The sequence below is a fragment of the Collinsella sp. OM04-5 genome (assembly GCF_003439125.1).
Lineage (GTDB): Bacteria > Actinomycetota > Coriobacteriia > Coriobacteriales > Coriobacteriaceae > Collinsella.
Map to the genome: position 1 here is coordinate 58,107 of NZ_QSUU01000007.1, position 13,260 is coordinate 71,366.

The window sequence follows — 13,260 nt, forward strand, 5'->3', positions numbered from 1 at the left end:
GTCAAAAAAGCCCCGTCCCAAAAAGACAACTTAGCCAAGGACACGGGCCATACGGGCCTTGAACTCGGACAGGAAGCGCGGGGTATCGACGGTCAGCGCCACGAGTGTGCTCTTGTCGGGATCTGCCACGCGGCGCTCATCGCAGATGGTGCGGCCGCGATACTCACCCAGCAAGTCAACACGCAGGTTACAGCCGAGCGCACCCACGAGCGTGGGATCAATCGCCACGGCAACCGCCAGCGGATCGTGCAGCGCGCAGCCGCCCAGGTAGGACGCGTTCATCTCGTACGAACCAATGTAGTGCTCGACCATGCTCGCAAATGCGCAGCCGGCCATGGTTCCCGAACCCGTCCAGCCGGCAATGTCGCGGCGCGTGAGCACCACGCGATGCGTCACGTCCAGGCCCACCATGGTGAGCTTACGGCCCGAGCGCAGCACCGCGTCGGCTGCCTCGGGGTCGCTCGCCATGTTGGCCTCGGCGCCCGCGCTCACGTTACCGGGCACGGTAAGGGCGCCGCCCATCACGACCACGCGGCCGATGGACATCATCGCCGCCGCATCGCGCTCCAGGGCGAGCGCTAGGTTGGAGAGCGGGCCAGTCGCTACGTAGACCAGATCGGGACCATAGGTGCGCGCGGCATCGATCAGATAATCGACCGCAGCGTTGCCGTCGGCCGAGGTCGCCCCCACCGGCTCGTAGGGCGACGCGGGCACGCTCGCGCCGCCGATGCCGTTCTTGCCGTGAATGAGCGCGGTGGACGCCGGCGGCGTATAGGGCTCAGTCGCTTGCAGAGGACGGTCGGCACCCAGGTACACCGGCACCTCGGGACGGCCCAACAGGTCGAGCACCGCCAGGCAGTTGTGCGCCGACTGCTCGACGCGCACGTTGCCAAAGCATGTGGTGATGCCCACGAGCTCCACCTCGGGGCTCGCGATGGCATAGGCAAGCGCCATCGCATCGTCCACACCCATATCCAGATCAAGGATCAGCTTCTTAGTTGCCATTGTTTTACTCCGCTTCTCCGTCTTGTACTAATCGTCTAAACCAAACATGCGCCCAACTTCGGCACGCGTGGGAATCGACTGCTGCGCGCCCAAACGCGACACCGTCACCGCCGAGGCACGGGCGCCGGCGGCCATGCATTCAAAGAGCGGCAGGCCCTCCAGGCGAGCCGCCGCAAGCGCACCAATAAACGTATCGCCCGCGGCCGTCGTATCGACCACCGCGCACGAAAGTGCCGGCATGCGCAGCAGCTCACCGTCATCGCCAAATGCAACTGAGCCGGCACCGCCTAGCGTGATGACCGCAGCCCCGGCGCCCTTGTCGAGCAGCGCATTGAGCGCGGCGACGCAACTCGCATCATCCGTGGGCAGAATGCCCGTCAGCACCTGGCACTCGGTCTCGTTGGGGCAGACCAGGTCGACCGCAGGCCAGACCTCCGCAGGCAGCTCGCAGGCGGGCGCTGGATTAAAGACCGTATAGAACCCCAGCTCGTGAGCGCAAACAAGCGCCTCGGCCGTCGCCACAAGGTCACATTCGCCCTGGGCGATAAAGACGCTTCCGGCAGCCGGGGCAATCTCGCTGGCGTCGCCGTCGAGCTCATGGGCCACCAGACGCCTCAACGCGCAGGCAACGTCCGCGCCCGCAAGCGCATGGTTGGCGCCCGGTGACAGTATGATGCGGTTGTCGCCCTCGCAGCGAATGATAGTCGCGGTGCCGGTCTCCACGTCATCGCGAAGCGCCACGAACTCAACACTCACGCCGGCATCCTGGAGCCCCGCCACAAGCGCATCGCCAAAGGTATCACGTCCAACAGCGCCGATCATGCATGTGCGCGCACCCATGCGCGCGGCGGCAACGGCCTGGTTAGCGCCCTTACCGCCGGCGTTGGTGATAAACCCGCTGCCGCCGACGGTCTCGCCCGCACGCGGCATGCGCTCGCACGCCACCGAAAGGTCCATGTTCATGCTGCCGAACACCGCAATGATGTCGCGATCTGCCATGGAAACCTCCTCATCTGCGGGCCTTATGCCCACCGTCGACCATCGATTGTGCGCCCTCGCACCCCCTATAACTTTAGTTCACTTTGATGTGGACGCACGCTTGAGCTTGCGCCAGCAGCAAGCATTCACAGGAGCAGGCAGCTACAATAAATACGTGCTGATTATTCTCGTCATTGGATGATGTTTTATGGAACAATTCTCGCAATCGGGCTCGCGCGGTCGACGCCGCACAGGCAACGAGCCGGCGCCGCACGAACGCGTGAAGAGCGAACGCCGTACCAACGAGCCGCGACGCACCGCAAGCCCTCATCGCGCTTCTACCAACAACGCGGGCCGCGCCAACACTCCCGCCGCGGAGCAGACGCCCGCTCGCCCCAAGTCCCGCTACATCCCTGCCCTTGACGGCCTACGCACGCTTGCCGTCGTCGCAGTGGTGCTCTATCACCTCAACCTCACGTGGGCTCAGGGCGGCCTGCTCGGCGTCACGATCTTCTTTGTGCTTTCGGGCTATCTGATCACGCGCTTGCTGCTCAACGAAGTCGCTAAGACCGGCCGCATCGACCTCAAGAGCTTCTGGATTCGCCGCATCCGTCGCCTGGTCCCCGCCGTGGTAACGGTAGTGTTCGTGACCTGCGCGCTGTGCACCATCTTTAACCACGTGATGCTCACCAAGATGCGCCCCGACATCCTGCCGTCGCTGTTGTTCTTCAACAACTGGTGGCAGATTGCCCAAAACGTCTCGTACTTCAATGCTCTGGGCGACCCCTCGCCGCTCACGCACTTTTGGTCGCTTGCCATCGAGGAACAGTTCTACCTGATTTGGCCGCCACTGCTGTTTGCCATGGTATCCATGCATGTGAGCAAGCCCAACACGCGCCGCGTGGTTCTGGGCCTTGCCGCGGCATCTGCCCTCGCCATGATGGTGCTTTACAACCCTGCCGCCGACCCCAGCCGCGTGTACTACGGCACCGACACCCGCGTGTTCTCACTGCTGCTGGGTGCCTGGATGGCCTTTATCCCCGATCGCGACCTGGCGCCAGTGCGTCTCGCTCATCGTTTGGGGCTCAATCGCCTGGCCGGCGCCGCCAAGCACGGCAAGAACGCCGAGGGCAAGTCTGGCGAGAAGGCCGACGAAGCAGCCGAGACCGCCCCGGCACAGCCGAGCGCCCTCGTGCGCTTTTGGTCCTCGCCCGCATCCATCGATGTGTTGGGCGTCGTGGGTCTGGTTGGCCTTGCCGCCATGGTCGCGCTCACCAACGGCTACACCGCGTTCCAGTATCGCGGCGGCACGCTGCTATGCTCCATCCTCACGCTCATGGTCATTGCCGCCTGCGTGCAGCCCCAGGGAATGGTTGCCCGCGCGCTATCCGCCGAGCCGCTCGTGTGGGTTGGCAAGCGCTCGTACAGCATCTACCTGTGGCACTATCCGCTGCTGTTGCTCATGAACCCGGTCGCCAACATCAACGATACGCCCTGGTGGCAGTACATTTTGCAGGTACTGCTGGTGGTCGCCGTAGCCGAGTGCTCCTACCGCTTTATCGAGACGCCGTTTAGGAAGGGCGCCTTCGGCCGTACCGTCGCCGAATTCCGCGATGGCACCGCCACGCCCGCCAACTGGGCACGCGCGCACGTCCCTGTCTGCGCAGCCTGCGCTGTCGTGTTGGTCGTTGCACTGGGCGGCCTGATTTTTGTGCCCGAGACGTCTGCGCTGAGCGGCGAGGGCGCCGAAGTTCTGAACAAGGAAGCCAAAAACACCGCGCCCACCGACCAGCAGGCGGCCGACGACACCGACAAGGACAACGACGGCTTCCCCGATGGCTCCTACGACCTGTTGATGATCGGTGACTCCGTGTCGCTGCGCGCCGTTGATTCCTTTGACGGCGTGTTTCCTCACAGCCATATCGATGCCGAAAAGGGCCGCCAGTTTGATGCGGGCCGCGCGACATTTGAGGGCTATATCCAGCAGAACCTTGCCGGCAAGATCGTGGTCTTTGCCCTGGGCACTAACGGTTTGGTAACGGACGCCCAGGTCGACGCGATCATGGCCGACGCCGGCGAGCAGCGTATTGTCGTGTTTGTAAACACGCGTAGCCCGCAGCCGTGGGTCGGGTCCACGAACCAGGCCATCGCCAACGCCGCCACGCGCTACAAGAATGTACGCGTTATCGACTGGTACGGGCACAGTGCCAACCGCAACGACCTGTTCGATGGCGACGGCACGCACCTGTCGACTACCGGCGTGACCGAGTACCTCAACCTGATCCACGATGCCGTCAAGAAAGACCTGCCCGTGCACCCCGAGGACCACGTCAACGATCCGCAGCCGGCAACCGTCAAGTCCGCCGCCGACGCACTCGTCAACGCGCTCGCCTACAAACCGCACAAGCTGGGCACCGACAAGTAACCCGCAGCAAACAACCCAAAATCACTCTTTTCGAGCCGGCCCCAAGAGGTCGTGGACAAAAAGGAGCAAATATGAGTACTGTTACCATTTTAGTAGCAGGCAAAACCACCCAAAATGGCGCCCATGCGGTAGCGCGCGAGGTAGCGCGCAGAGATGTGGTGTAAGAGGCGGGGAATCCCCCGCCTCTTACACCACATCTCTGCGCGCTACCCAACAGTACTCATATTTGGCATTTTTTGTCCACTCGCATATTACCAACCCCCTATAACAGGCAAAAAACAGGCCGCAGCCCATCGCTGCGGCCTGTTTGGAGTCAAAAAGAGGCGCTAAGCGCTGTAACCCATCGCCTGCAGAACAAACATGACGACCGTGAGCACCGTAATCACGCCGATAGTCGCCCAAGTGAGCACGTTCCACACGCGGCCGTTGCGGTTGGCACCCATAATGTGACGGTCGGCGGCGATAACCACCTGGAACACCAGAACCACGGGCAGTAGCACGCCATTGATGACCTGCGAGGTCATCATAATCTGGAACAGATCGACGCCGGGCATAAGCACCAGCACGGCAGAGATACCGATGATGGCCGTAATGATGCCGCGATAGACCGGGGCCTCGTCCCAGCTGCGGTCGGCACCGCGCTCCCAGCCAAATGCCTCGCAGATAGCGCTCGACGTAACGCCCGGCAGCACGCAGGCAGCCAAGAAGCTCGCCGCGACCAGGCCCGAGGCAAACAGTACCGTAGACCACTGACCCGCAATAGGCTCCAGCGCGCGGGCAGCATCGGCAGCATCGCTAATCTGAATACCCGCCGGGAACAACACCGTGCCGGTCGTGATGATAATAAAGCCGGCAATGATATCGGCAGCAAGCGAGCCGCTCACGGTATCGATGCGCTGCAGCACGATATCGTCCTCGCCCGCGTTCTTATCGACCACGTTGTTCTGCGCCAAGAAAATCATCCACGGCGCGATGGTGGTACCGATCGTTGCGACCACGAGCGACACGTAGCTGGGGTCATTTTGAATGTTGGGCACGACCAGGTCGACCGCGACCTCACCCCAGTTGGGGCCAGCCATAAACGCGGCGACAATATAGGTCACGAACACGCAGCTCACCAGCAGCAGAATCTTCTCGATGCGCTGGAAACTCCCCGACATGGTAAGCATCCACACCAGCAGCGCCACCAACGGCACCGAGATGCTCGCCGGCACGCCAAAGAGGGCAAGGCCGCTCGCAATACCCGCAAACTCCGAAATGGTCACAGCCGTGTTGGCGATCAACAGCGCCGCCATAGCAAGTACACTCTTGCGCACGCCAAAGCGCTCGCGAATGAGCGATGCCAGGCCCTTGCCCGTCACGCAGCCGCAACGCGCCGCGGTCTCCTGCGTCACGATGAGCAGCACAGTCATGACGGGAAGCATCCAGAGCATCTTGTAGCCATAGCTGGCACCCGCACTGGAATACGTTGCAATGCCGCCGGCGTCATTGCCCGAAAGCGCCGCCAGCAGACCGGGACCCATAGCGCCAAAGATGGCCGCGATGGTCAGCTTTTGCTTGGTGCCCGACTTTTGCTTGGTATTTTGCACGCGACCACCTAGCCCATGACTGACATGGCGAGCAGCACCGCGGCGATGCAATACGCCACACACGAGATCATGACGGCAATAACGTTCATGGCGGTGCCCGACGTGTTGAGGTCATGCTCGTCACGCCAGAACAGCACCATCAGGTAAATCACAGCACTCATGTTGCCAACCAGGCAAATGATGGCGGCAATGTTAAAGCAGCCGGTAAAGAGCTGCTCCTCAAACATAGAGGCATCGGGGAATGCAGCGGTGCGCACCAGCTGGGCGCACAGGTAGGTCACGAGTGACAGAATCAGGCCCATGCCCGTGCTCTGGAAGAAGAATCCCAGATACGGCTTGGGCTCGTCGTCGTGACCGTCATACTCCAGGAAGTAGTTCTTGACGAACGACACCATGCGCGAGGCCGCCAGCAGCACGAGCGGCATGGCGCACATGGGGAACACCACCAGATGCGCGGAGCCGAGCGCCGTTCCCAGCACGGTCGCCATGATGCACGACGCGATGCCCCATACAACAACCCAGTACTGGCGATGCACGAACCAGCTGAGCACGTTCGTCGAGTCGTCCGACGCGCTATCGCCCGAGCCGACACCGGCGATCTGCAGGTCCTCCTGATGCTCCTCGGCGATAACGTCCATGGCGTCGTCGAAGGTCACGATACCAAGGATATGACGGTTCTCGTCGCAGACAGGGATGGCAACCAGGTCGTACTTGGTCATCTCGTCCGTCACGTCTTCCTGGTCCTCGTCGGGCGACACATAGACCAGGTCGCGATAGGCCAACTGACCCAGCGTGGCGTCGCGGTCGGCTACGATCAGCGTGCGCAGCGAAAGCACGCCGGTCAGCATGCCACTCGGATCCTCGGTATAGACGTAATAGACGCTCTCGAAGTCCTCGTCGAGCTCGCGAATCGCCTCGATGGCGTCACCGACCGTTGCCGTAGCGGGCAGGGAGACAAACTCCGAGGTCATGATGCGGCCGGCGGTGTTGTCCTCATACCCCAGCAGGTTACGAATCGCCTTCTCCTCCTTGACGCCCATCAGGCGCAGGAGTTTCTCGGCCTTCTCGTAATCAAGCTCGTCGATCAGGTCGGCAGCGTCGTCCGGGTCCATCATGGCCAGCATCGACGATGCGTCGGTGTCGGACAGGCCCTCGAGCATCTCGGTCATAAGCTCGTCGTCATCGAACTCCGAGATGGCCTCGGCGGCCTGGGCAGTATCGAGCTGCGCAAACACCTGCGCACGCAAGCGCGGGTCGAGCTGCTCGATAATGTCGGCGATGTCGGCAGGGTGCAGCTCGCCGAGCGTCTTGTGCGACACCGAGAGTTGAATGTTCTTGGTCGAGCGGTCGAGCAGGTCCATGTAGGACCAGGCGATAATGTCCTCGCTGAGCGGCTTGCCCAGGTGCTTCATAAAGCCCTCGACGACGTGCTCGAGCGCGGGGCTGATTGCACGCAGCAGACCGCGGGCGCCGACCTCGGCACCCAGCAGGCGCAGCTGATTTTCGCCCGACATGGAAAACTTGATGTCGTTGACGCGCACGACCTTCATGCCCTGCGTGTCGACGATCTGCTTATTGAGAACGTCGCGCGCCAGCAGGAGCTCGGTCGGCTGCAGGTACGAGAAGCGAATATTGGTGGCAGACGTATTGAGATACACGCCCGTCTCGTCGATGCGGTCGACCCATTTGCGCCAGCTGATCATGAACGGCGTCTTGCCGGGACCGCGGAACGCGAGCGACGTCACGTGCGGAAAAACTTCGCCGGTTGCAATGCCAAAATCGTTGACCACGCCGAGCTTTTCGCCGTCGACGTCCAAGACTGGCAATTTGAGCATCTCACTCAGATAATTCAATGGTGCTCCCCATCATTATTCCTCCGGACGCGGCCGCGCGTGCGGCGTCCGGGGGCTTCTGGATATGTATACGCATGCGCGGGCGGCACGCCGCTCGACGCTTACACCCCGTGCATGCGCAAAAAGCACCTGCATGGGGTCATCGACTGTATGGTCGAGGTTTGGATTTCACCTGTAACCTTTCTCTTGACCCTCATTAACCGCAGTAACTATAGCATCAGCATCGCCCTGCGGCATCGAATTTATGCGCTGCACATTGCAGGCATACCAAACGCTGACGTATCCGTGACATAGCCATTGGGGACGTTCTTAAACGACTACCCAATGACTACTCTGTGGTGTCATCGTCCTCGGCAAGTTGGGGGAACACGGCGTCCTTGGGCATGGTGACCTTCGTCAGCGAGGTGAGCTTTTTGCTCAGCGACGTGTCCGTCTTGACCAGGTCGCTGAGCGTCACGATCTTGTAGCCGTCGGCGACAAGGCCGTCGATGATCTGCGGCAGCGCCTCGAGCGTCTGCTCGGCGCATTCGTCCCTATCGGTGAGCAGCACGATATTGCCCGGCGTCACCGAATCGAGCACCGTTGAGACCTGCTCGTCGGCACCGTTGAGCAGCCAGTCGCCCGAGTCAATATTCCACGAGACCACGGCGGAGACCAGGTCCATCGCATCAATCCAGTTTTGCTCGTCAAAGGCAGCGTAGGGAGCACGCAGCAGCATCGTCTTCACGCCGGTCGCCGACTTAATCGCATCGGTGCCTTTCGTGATCTGTTCGCGTACCGTCTCACGGTCCTGACCCTTGAGCGAATCGTCGCTGTAGCTGTTGGATCCGATCTCGCACCCGGCATCGACAATCGCCTTGGCCGTGGCAGGCGAGGCCTCGGCCGCATCGCCCGAAAGGAAGAACGTCGCGGTAACGCCCTTTTCCTTGAGCACCTGCAAGATCTGTTTGGTGGCGCCGCTCGGACCCTCGTCAAACGTCAGCGCCACGTACTTTTTGTTGCCCTTGGGCGCCACGCTGGCGCACGCAACGACGCAATCGGTGGCGGGCACAACCTCGCCGCGGTCCTGCGTCTTTTCCGACTGCTCACCAACCCACACCTCGGAGCGGCCCTGGACACCCCATGTCTGCACATACTCGATAGCGCCCGTGCCCTCGACCTTGAGCTTGGGCTCGATAACCGTAGCCTGAACCTCGTGCTTCTCGTAGGTGTTACGGCCATCCTTGACCGTCACCTTCTCGCCGCCCTCAAGTTCGCGGCTATCCCATTTGCCCTGTTTTATGCGCTTGCCGTCCACCTTAACCGACAGCTTTTCGCCGCCATGGCGCTTGAGCACGCTGTCATCGACGGCCAGCAGGTCGCCTGCGTCGTAGGTATCGGTCAACTCCTGGTCGTCGATGAGATTCTGCAGCGTAGAGCCCACGCGCACCGCGGTCTTTTGCCCGTTGAGTTCCACGTCCACGCTGCGGTTGACGTAGCCCACGACGGCAGCGATAAACAGCACGAGCGCACAGCCCACGGCAATGAGCGCATAGGGCAGACGGGACGGTCGGCGCGGCGAGCGCCCGTTGCCGATGCGCGCGCTGCGGTCGCTAAACCCGCGGCTATGGTTGAGGTACATCGCGCCGGGCTTACGGCGGCGACGGCGCTGACCGCTGGGCAGCTGCCCCAGGTCGCGGCGCGCCGTCGGACGCGCACCCGAACGCCCGTTTAAGTTGGATCCGTTTTGGCGCATGTGCCCTCCCCCATAAACACAGCAAGCCGGAGCAACAGGTCTCCGGCTTGCCTCCCATCATTTGGTACGTCGCTATTTTGTAGCTTTTGACGAGCCTCCGCTCGCCTTTTGGTATTCGTCCTTAAAGGCCTTGAACATGCCGCGCGTCTTGCCGAGCTGCTTGCCCAGTGCGCGACTGCCTTTGTCCACGGCGACCGATCCCTTGTCGTCGAGCACCTTGGCGCCCTTTTTGACCTTGTCGCCCACCACGACGCTGGCCTCGGCGGCCTTGGCAGCCGCACCGCCCGAATACCCGAGCGACTTGACCTCGTCCGAGACGACCATCGCGCCGTTCTCGTAGCCGCGCAGCATCGTCGGCGGCACCTGCGTGTCACCAACCAAAACACTCGAAGCAGCACCGGCGGTCACATAGAATGCCTGCACGATGCCCGAGCGCGGCTTGAACTCAACGTCCGAGCAATAGCCCACGACGTCGCCCGATTCCGTGCGCACGTCCATACCGACCCAGATGATGCAATCGTCCAGGTTGATGTCGAGGCGCTTGGCGGCGGCGGCATCGTACGTGTCCTTGACGTCATCGACCGCAATGGCGCCCTCGTAGACACCAATGGCGTCGAGCGCTACGAATCGGTCGGGACGCTCGATCATGCCCGCGATATCGGACTGGCGGACCATAAAGCCGACCACGCGCGTACCGCCCGGGGTAAAGACCGGAAAGTGAATCTTTCCGAGCTTTTTGGGGCTGCGCGGCGTGCCGTCCTTTTTGGTGCGCTTGTCCTCGGTAGGCTTGCGATAGATCTTGGCGCCGACAAAATCCCCAGCGCGCATTATGCCTCGGTCGAGGGTTCCGCAGCCCCGGCATCAGCCTCGACGGCGTTCTCGACCACGACGTCGGCGGCAGGCGTCACGTTGCCACCCGAAATGGCGTCGTTGAGCTGCTCGCGCAGCTGGTCCATGCGCTCGCGGGCCAGGTCGACCTTGGCGCGCAGGTCGTCGGTCTTGGCGTCGACCATCGGGCCAAAGTCATTCACCGCAGCACGGGCCTCCTCGGCGCCGTGCTCGTAGGTGTCGCGCATATTGTCCCAGGCGTCGTTGGCGATATCGGCAGCCATGGCGCGGGTTTCGGCGCCCGAGCGCGGGGCCAGAGCAACGCCGATAATAGCGCCAGCGGCAGCACCAAAGAGCGCACCGGAGACAAAGCTGAAAGTCTTTCCCATGATCATTCCTCTCCTGCGGGCACCTCGATGCCCACCGTTTGAATGCTGTCCATTATACCCGCAGCGCAACACTTGCCGTCGCGCTCATCTGCGTACGGTAAAAGCGCAGGTACATAATGGTGATAAGCGAGTAAGCCTACTCCTGAGGCGCAGCCGGCATGGCGACCGTGGCGGCCGGATCCTCGCCGGCGCCATCAACGAGCGGCAGGTTGCCCTCGTGCGCCGAGCCGAACGGAGCCGTTGCCGCACCGCCAAAGACGGCCGCGGGGGCCTCGTGGTTCTCGGCGACCGCACCCTCGGTATCGATTGGCATCTGCGGCTCGTCGTCAAAGCTCGGGACGCCTTGGGGCTCCGCAGACTCGGGCTCAGCAGGCGCGTCGGCAACGGGCTCGGCGTCGGCGTCGGCCTCGGCAGGAGCGTCGCCCTCGGGCGCATCCTCGGCCACGTCCTCGCCGTTCGCAGCGGCAACGGCCTCGTGCGGGTCCTTGCCCTCGGCCTCGGCACGCATGCCCAGCACCAGGTTGCGCAGGCCCGCGACCGTGCCGTCCACATCGGGGGCGGGCTGGTCGGCGTGCAGATAGGCCCAATCCATCATAAAGGTGGCCGAAGACAGCGCGCCGATGGCCAGCGCATCATCGGGGCACGAAAGCTCAATCTCAAAGACACGCTCGTCATGCTCGCTCACGCGCGTGCGACCGCACGAGATGCTGCCGGCAAGACCGGTCTCGTTCATGAGCTCGACCGTCACGTGCTCCAGCAGATGGCAAAGCTCGGTCTGGCCCATGCAATCCTGGAATTCGCGGCCGGAGTCGCCCAGGCACAGGTGCTTGGCAATCGCGGGCACCAGGTAGTACACGCGCGCCGTGGCCTCGATATCCTCCGAGGTCATGAGCGGCATGCCGGGGTTCACCAGCACGTGCGCGCAAATCTTGTCCTCGCTGACGGTGACCTTAAGGATGTTGAACAGGCCTGCCATAACTCTCCCCTACTCGTCCTTGCCCTACTCGTCGCCGTCGTGCGGGGCCGCAGGGCCCCCACCCGACGTCGCCGGCTTCTCTGCCGAGGACTCGGAATCCTTCTTATCGGTTTCGGCCGGAGCGATCACGCGAATGAGCGAGATGCGCTGGCCACGCATCGACTGCACTTTAAACTTGTACCCCGCGACCTCAAACACCTCTCCGATGTCGGGCACCGAGTCGCAAAGCTCCAAAATCCAGCCGGCGATGGTCTCATAATCATCGCTTTCCTCGAGCGGCCAACCAAGCTCAATCGCGTCATCGCACGAAAAACGCCCATCGACGAGCCACTCACGGCGCGAGAGGCGCGTGAGATACTTGTTGTCGGGGTCGAACTCGTCCTCGATCTCGCCGACGATCTCCTCGACGATATCTTCGATGGTGATGATTCCGGCCGTGCCGCCGTACTCGTCCACGACGACCACGATCTGGTCGTGCGAGGTCTGCATCTCGGACAGCAGCGGCAGGATGTCCTTGGTATCGGGCACAAAGGTGGCGTCGCGCAAAAAGTCGGCAATGGGCTGGTCGCCCTTGCCGTCGAGCGCGGGCTGGATCAGGTCCTTGATGTGCGCGATGCCCGCGACATTGTCGGGGTCCTCGTGATAGACGGGGATGCGGCTGAAGCCGGTCTGGCGCATGGTGGACAGCACGTCGGCGACTGTCTCGTCGTCCTCGCACATGGTGGTGTCCACGCGCGGCACCATGACCTCGCGAGCCACGGTGTCACCCAGGTCGAAGATCTCGTGGATCATGCGCTTTTCCTCGTCGAGCAGGTCGTCCTGCTCCGAGACCATGTACTTGATCTCTTCCTCCGAGACGTTCTGGCGGTCATCGGCGCTCTTGATGCGCAGGATGCGGGCCAGGCCGTCGGAGCAGGCACCGGTCAGCCACACGAGCGGGCGGGCGATCTTTTGGAACACGGAGAGCGGCCCCACGACCTGTTTGGATACGCCCTCGGCGTTGGCCAGACCAATGCGCTTGGGGACGAGCTCGCCGATCACGATGGACACGAAGGCGACCGCGACGGTGATGATGACCGGCGCCAGGCCGCGCGCGATGGCGGAGAGCGGCGCGATGCCAAAGCTCATGAGCCACGTGGCGAGCGGGTCGGACAGGCTCGTCGAGGCAACGGCGGACGAGGCGAAGCCCACGAGCGTGATGGCGACCTGGATGGTGGCGAGCAGCTGGTCGGAGTCGGCAGCCAGCTTAATGGCACGCTCGGCGCGCTTGTCGCCTTTCTCGGCCTCATGCTCCAGCACGGCGCGCTTGGCCGTGGTGAGCGCCATCTCGGACATAGAGAAGTAGCCGTTGATGAGGGTCAAAACGAGGGTGGTGATAAGGGAGATGGTTATGTCCATCGGGAGTTTCTCGAACCTCCAAGATTCGGGACGTTGGGCAGTAAGCGTAGGTGACGGATAGGGCAGTTGCGCCCGGCGGCCGCT

At 62.6% G+C, this 13,260-nt stretch carries 10 protein-coding genes; 1 reads left to right on the forward strand and 9 read right to left on the reverse strand.

Annotated elements, in window-relative coordinates; all coding sequences use genetic code 11:
• Window positions 1-30 precede the first annotated feature (30 nt).
• On the reverse strand, window positions 31-1,005 hold the full coding sequence (locus tag DXB53_RS05565; protein ID WP_117583666.1) for a nucleoside hydrolase: 975 nt from the start codon (window positions 1,003-1,005) through the stop codon (window positions 31-33).
• Window positions 1,006-1,032: 27 nt separating this feature from the next.
• Window positions 1,033-2,004: a ribokinase gene (locus DXB53_RS05570; RefSeq protein WP_117583667.1), complete on the reverse strand. Its 972-nt coding sequence runs from the start codon at window positions 2,002-2,004 to the stop codon at window positions 1,033-1,035.
• Between the two features lie 187 nt (window positions 2,005-2,191).
• On the opposite strand from DXB53_RS05570, the gene DXB53_RS05575 reads away from it, so the two are divergent.
• The gene (locus tag DXB53_RS05575; protein WP_117583668.1) at window positions 2,192-4,408 is read left to right on the forward strand and encodes an acyltransferase family protein; all 2,217 of its coding nucleotides are present in this window, start codon (window positions 2,192-2,194) and stop codon (window positions 4,406-4,408) included.
• A gap of 326 nt (window positions 4,409-4,734) precedes the next feature.
• On the opposite strand, the gene DXB53_RS05580 is transcribed toward DXB53_RS05575, so the two are convergent.
• The 7 genes from DXB53_RS05580 to DXB53_RS05610 all read right to left on the reverse strand — a co-directional run bounded on the left by DXB53_RS05580 (window position 4,735) and on the right by DXB53_RS05610 (window position 13,176).
• Complete coding sequence (locus DXB53_RS05580) at window positions 4,735-5,931, reverse strand: Nramp family divalent metal transporter (RefSeq protein ID WP_117583711.1); 1,197 nt, start codon at window positions 5,929-5,931, stop codon at window positions 4,735-4,737.
• Window positions 5,932-6,005: 74 nt separating this feature from the next.
• Window positions 6,006-7,850, reverse strand: a complete 1,845-nt coding sequence (locus DXB53_RS05585) for a magnesium transporter (protein WP_099432471.1) — start codon at window positions 7,848-7,850, stop codon at window positions 6,006-6,008.
• Window positions 7,851-8,178: 328 nt separating this feature from the next.
• Complete coding sequence (locus tag DXB53_RS05590; RefSeq protein ID WP_231500759.1) at window positions 8,179-9,585, reverse strand: polysaccharide deacetylase family protein; 1,407 nt, start codon at window positions 9,583-9,585, stop codon at window positions 8,179-8,181.
• 72 nt (window positions 9,586-9,657) lie between these two features.
• Window positions 9,658-10,413: a hypothetical protein gene (locus tag DXB53_RS05595; protein WP_055252569.1), complete on the reverse strand. Its 756-nt coding sequence runs from the start codon at window positions 10,411-10,413 to the stop codon at window positions 9,658-9,660.
• Window positions 10,413-10,802 carry a YtxH domain-containing protein gene (locus DXB53_RS05600; protein ID WP_117583713.1) on the reverse strand — a complete coding sequence of 130 codons (390 nt, stop codon included), beginning with the start codon at window positions 10,800-10,802 and terminating at the stop codon, window positions 10,413-10,415. The genes DXB53_RS05595 and DXB53_RS05600 overlap by 1 nt, the downstream gene beginning before the upstream one ends.
• 136 nt (window positions 10,803-10,938) lie before the next feature.
• Window positions 10,939-11,778 (reverse strand): hypothetical protein, encoded by an 840-nt coding sequence (locus DXB53_RS05605; RefSeq protein ID WP_233503823.1) that lies wholly within the window; start codon window positions 11,776-11,778, stop codon window positions 10,939-10,941.
• A gap of 24 nt (window positions 11,779-11,802) precedes the next feature.
• Window positions 11,803-13,176, reverse strand: coding sequence for a hemolysin family protein (locus DXB53_RS05610; protein ID WP_117583669.1), 1,374 nt, complete (start codon window positions 13,174-13,176; stop codon window positions 11,803-11,805).
• Window positions 13,177-13,260: the final 84 nt, after the last annotated feature.

Bases quoted from the DNA above. Each gene is read 5' to 3' on its own strand.
- DXB53_RS05565 (WP_117583666.1), bottom strand. From the start codon at position 1,005: ATGGCAACTAAGAAGCTGATCCTTGATCTGGATATGGGTGTGGACGAT.
- DXB53_RS05570 (WP_117583667.1), bottom strand. From the start codon at position 2,004: ATGGCAGATCGCGACATCATTGCGGTGTTCGGCAGCATGAACATGGAC.
- DXB53_RS05575 (WP_117583668.1), top strand. From the start codon at position 2,192: ATGGAACAATTCTCGCAATCGGGCTCGCGCGGTCGACGCCGCACAGGC.
- DXB53_RS05580 (WP_117583711.1), bottom strand. From the start codon at position 5,931: ATGGGTCCCGGTCTGCTGGCGGCGCTTTCGGGCAATGACGCCGGCGGC.
- DXB53_RS05590 (WP_231500759.1), bottom strand. From the start codon at position 9,585: ATGCGCCAAAACGGATCCAACTTAAACGGGCGTTCGGGTGCGCGTCCG.
- DXB53_RS05595 (WP_055252569.1), bottom strand. From the start codon at position 10,413: ATGCGCGCTGGGGATTTTGTCGGCGCCAAGATCTATCGCAAGCCTACC.
- DXB53_RS05600 (WP_117583713.1), bottom strand. From the start codon at position 10,802: ATGGGAAAGACTTTCAGCTTTGTCTCCGGTGCGCTCTTTGGTGCTGCC.
- DXB53_RS05605 (WP_233503823.1), bottom strand. From the start codon at position 11,778: ATGGCAGGCCTGTTCAACATCCTTAAGGTCACCGTCAGCGAGGACAAG.
- DXB53_RS05610 (WP_117583669.1), bottom strand. From the start codon at position 13,176: ATGGACATAACCATCTCCCTTATCACCACCCTCGTTTTGACCCTCATC.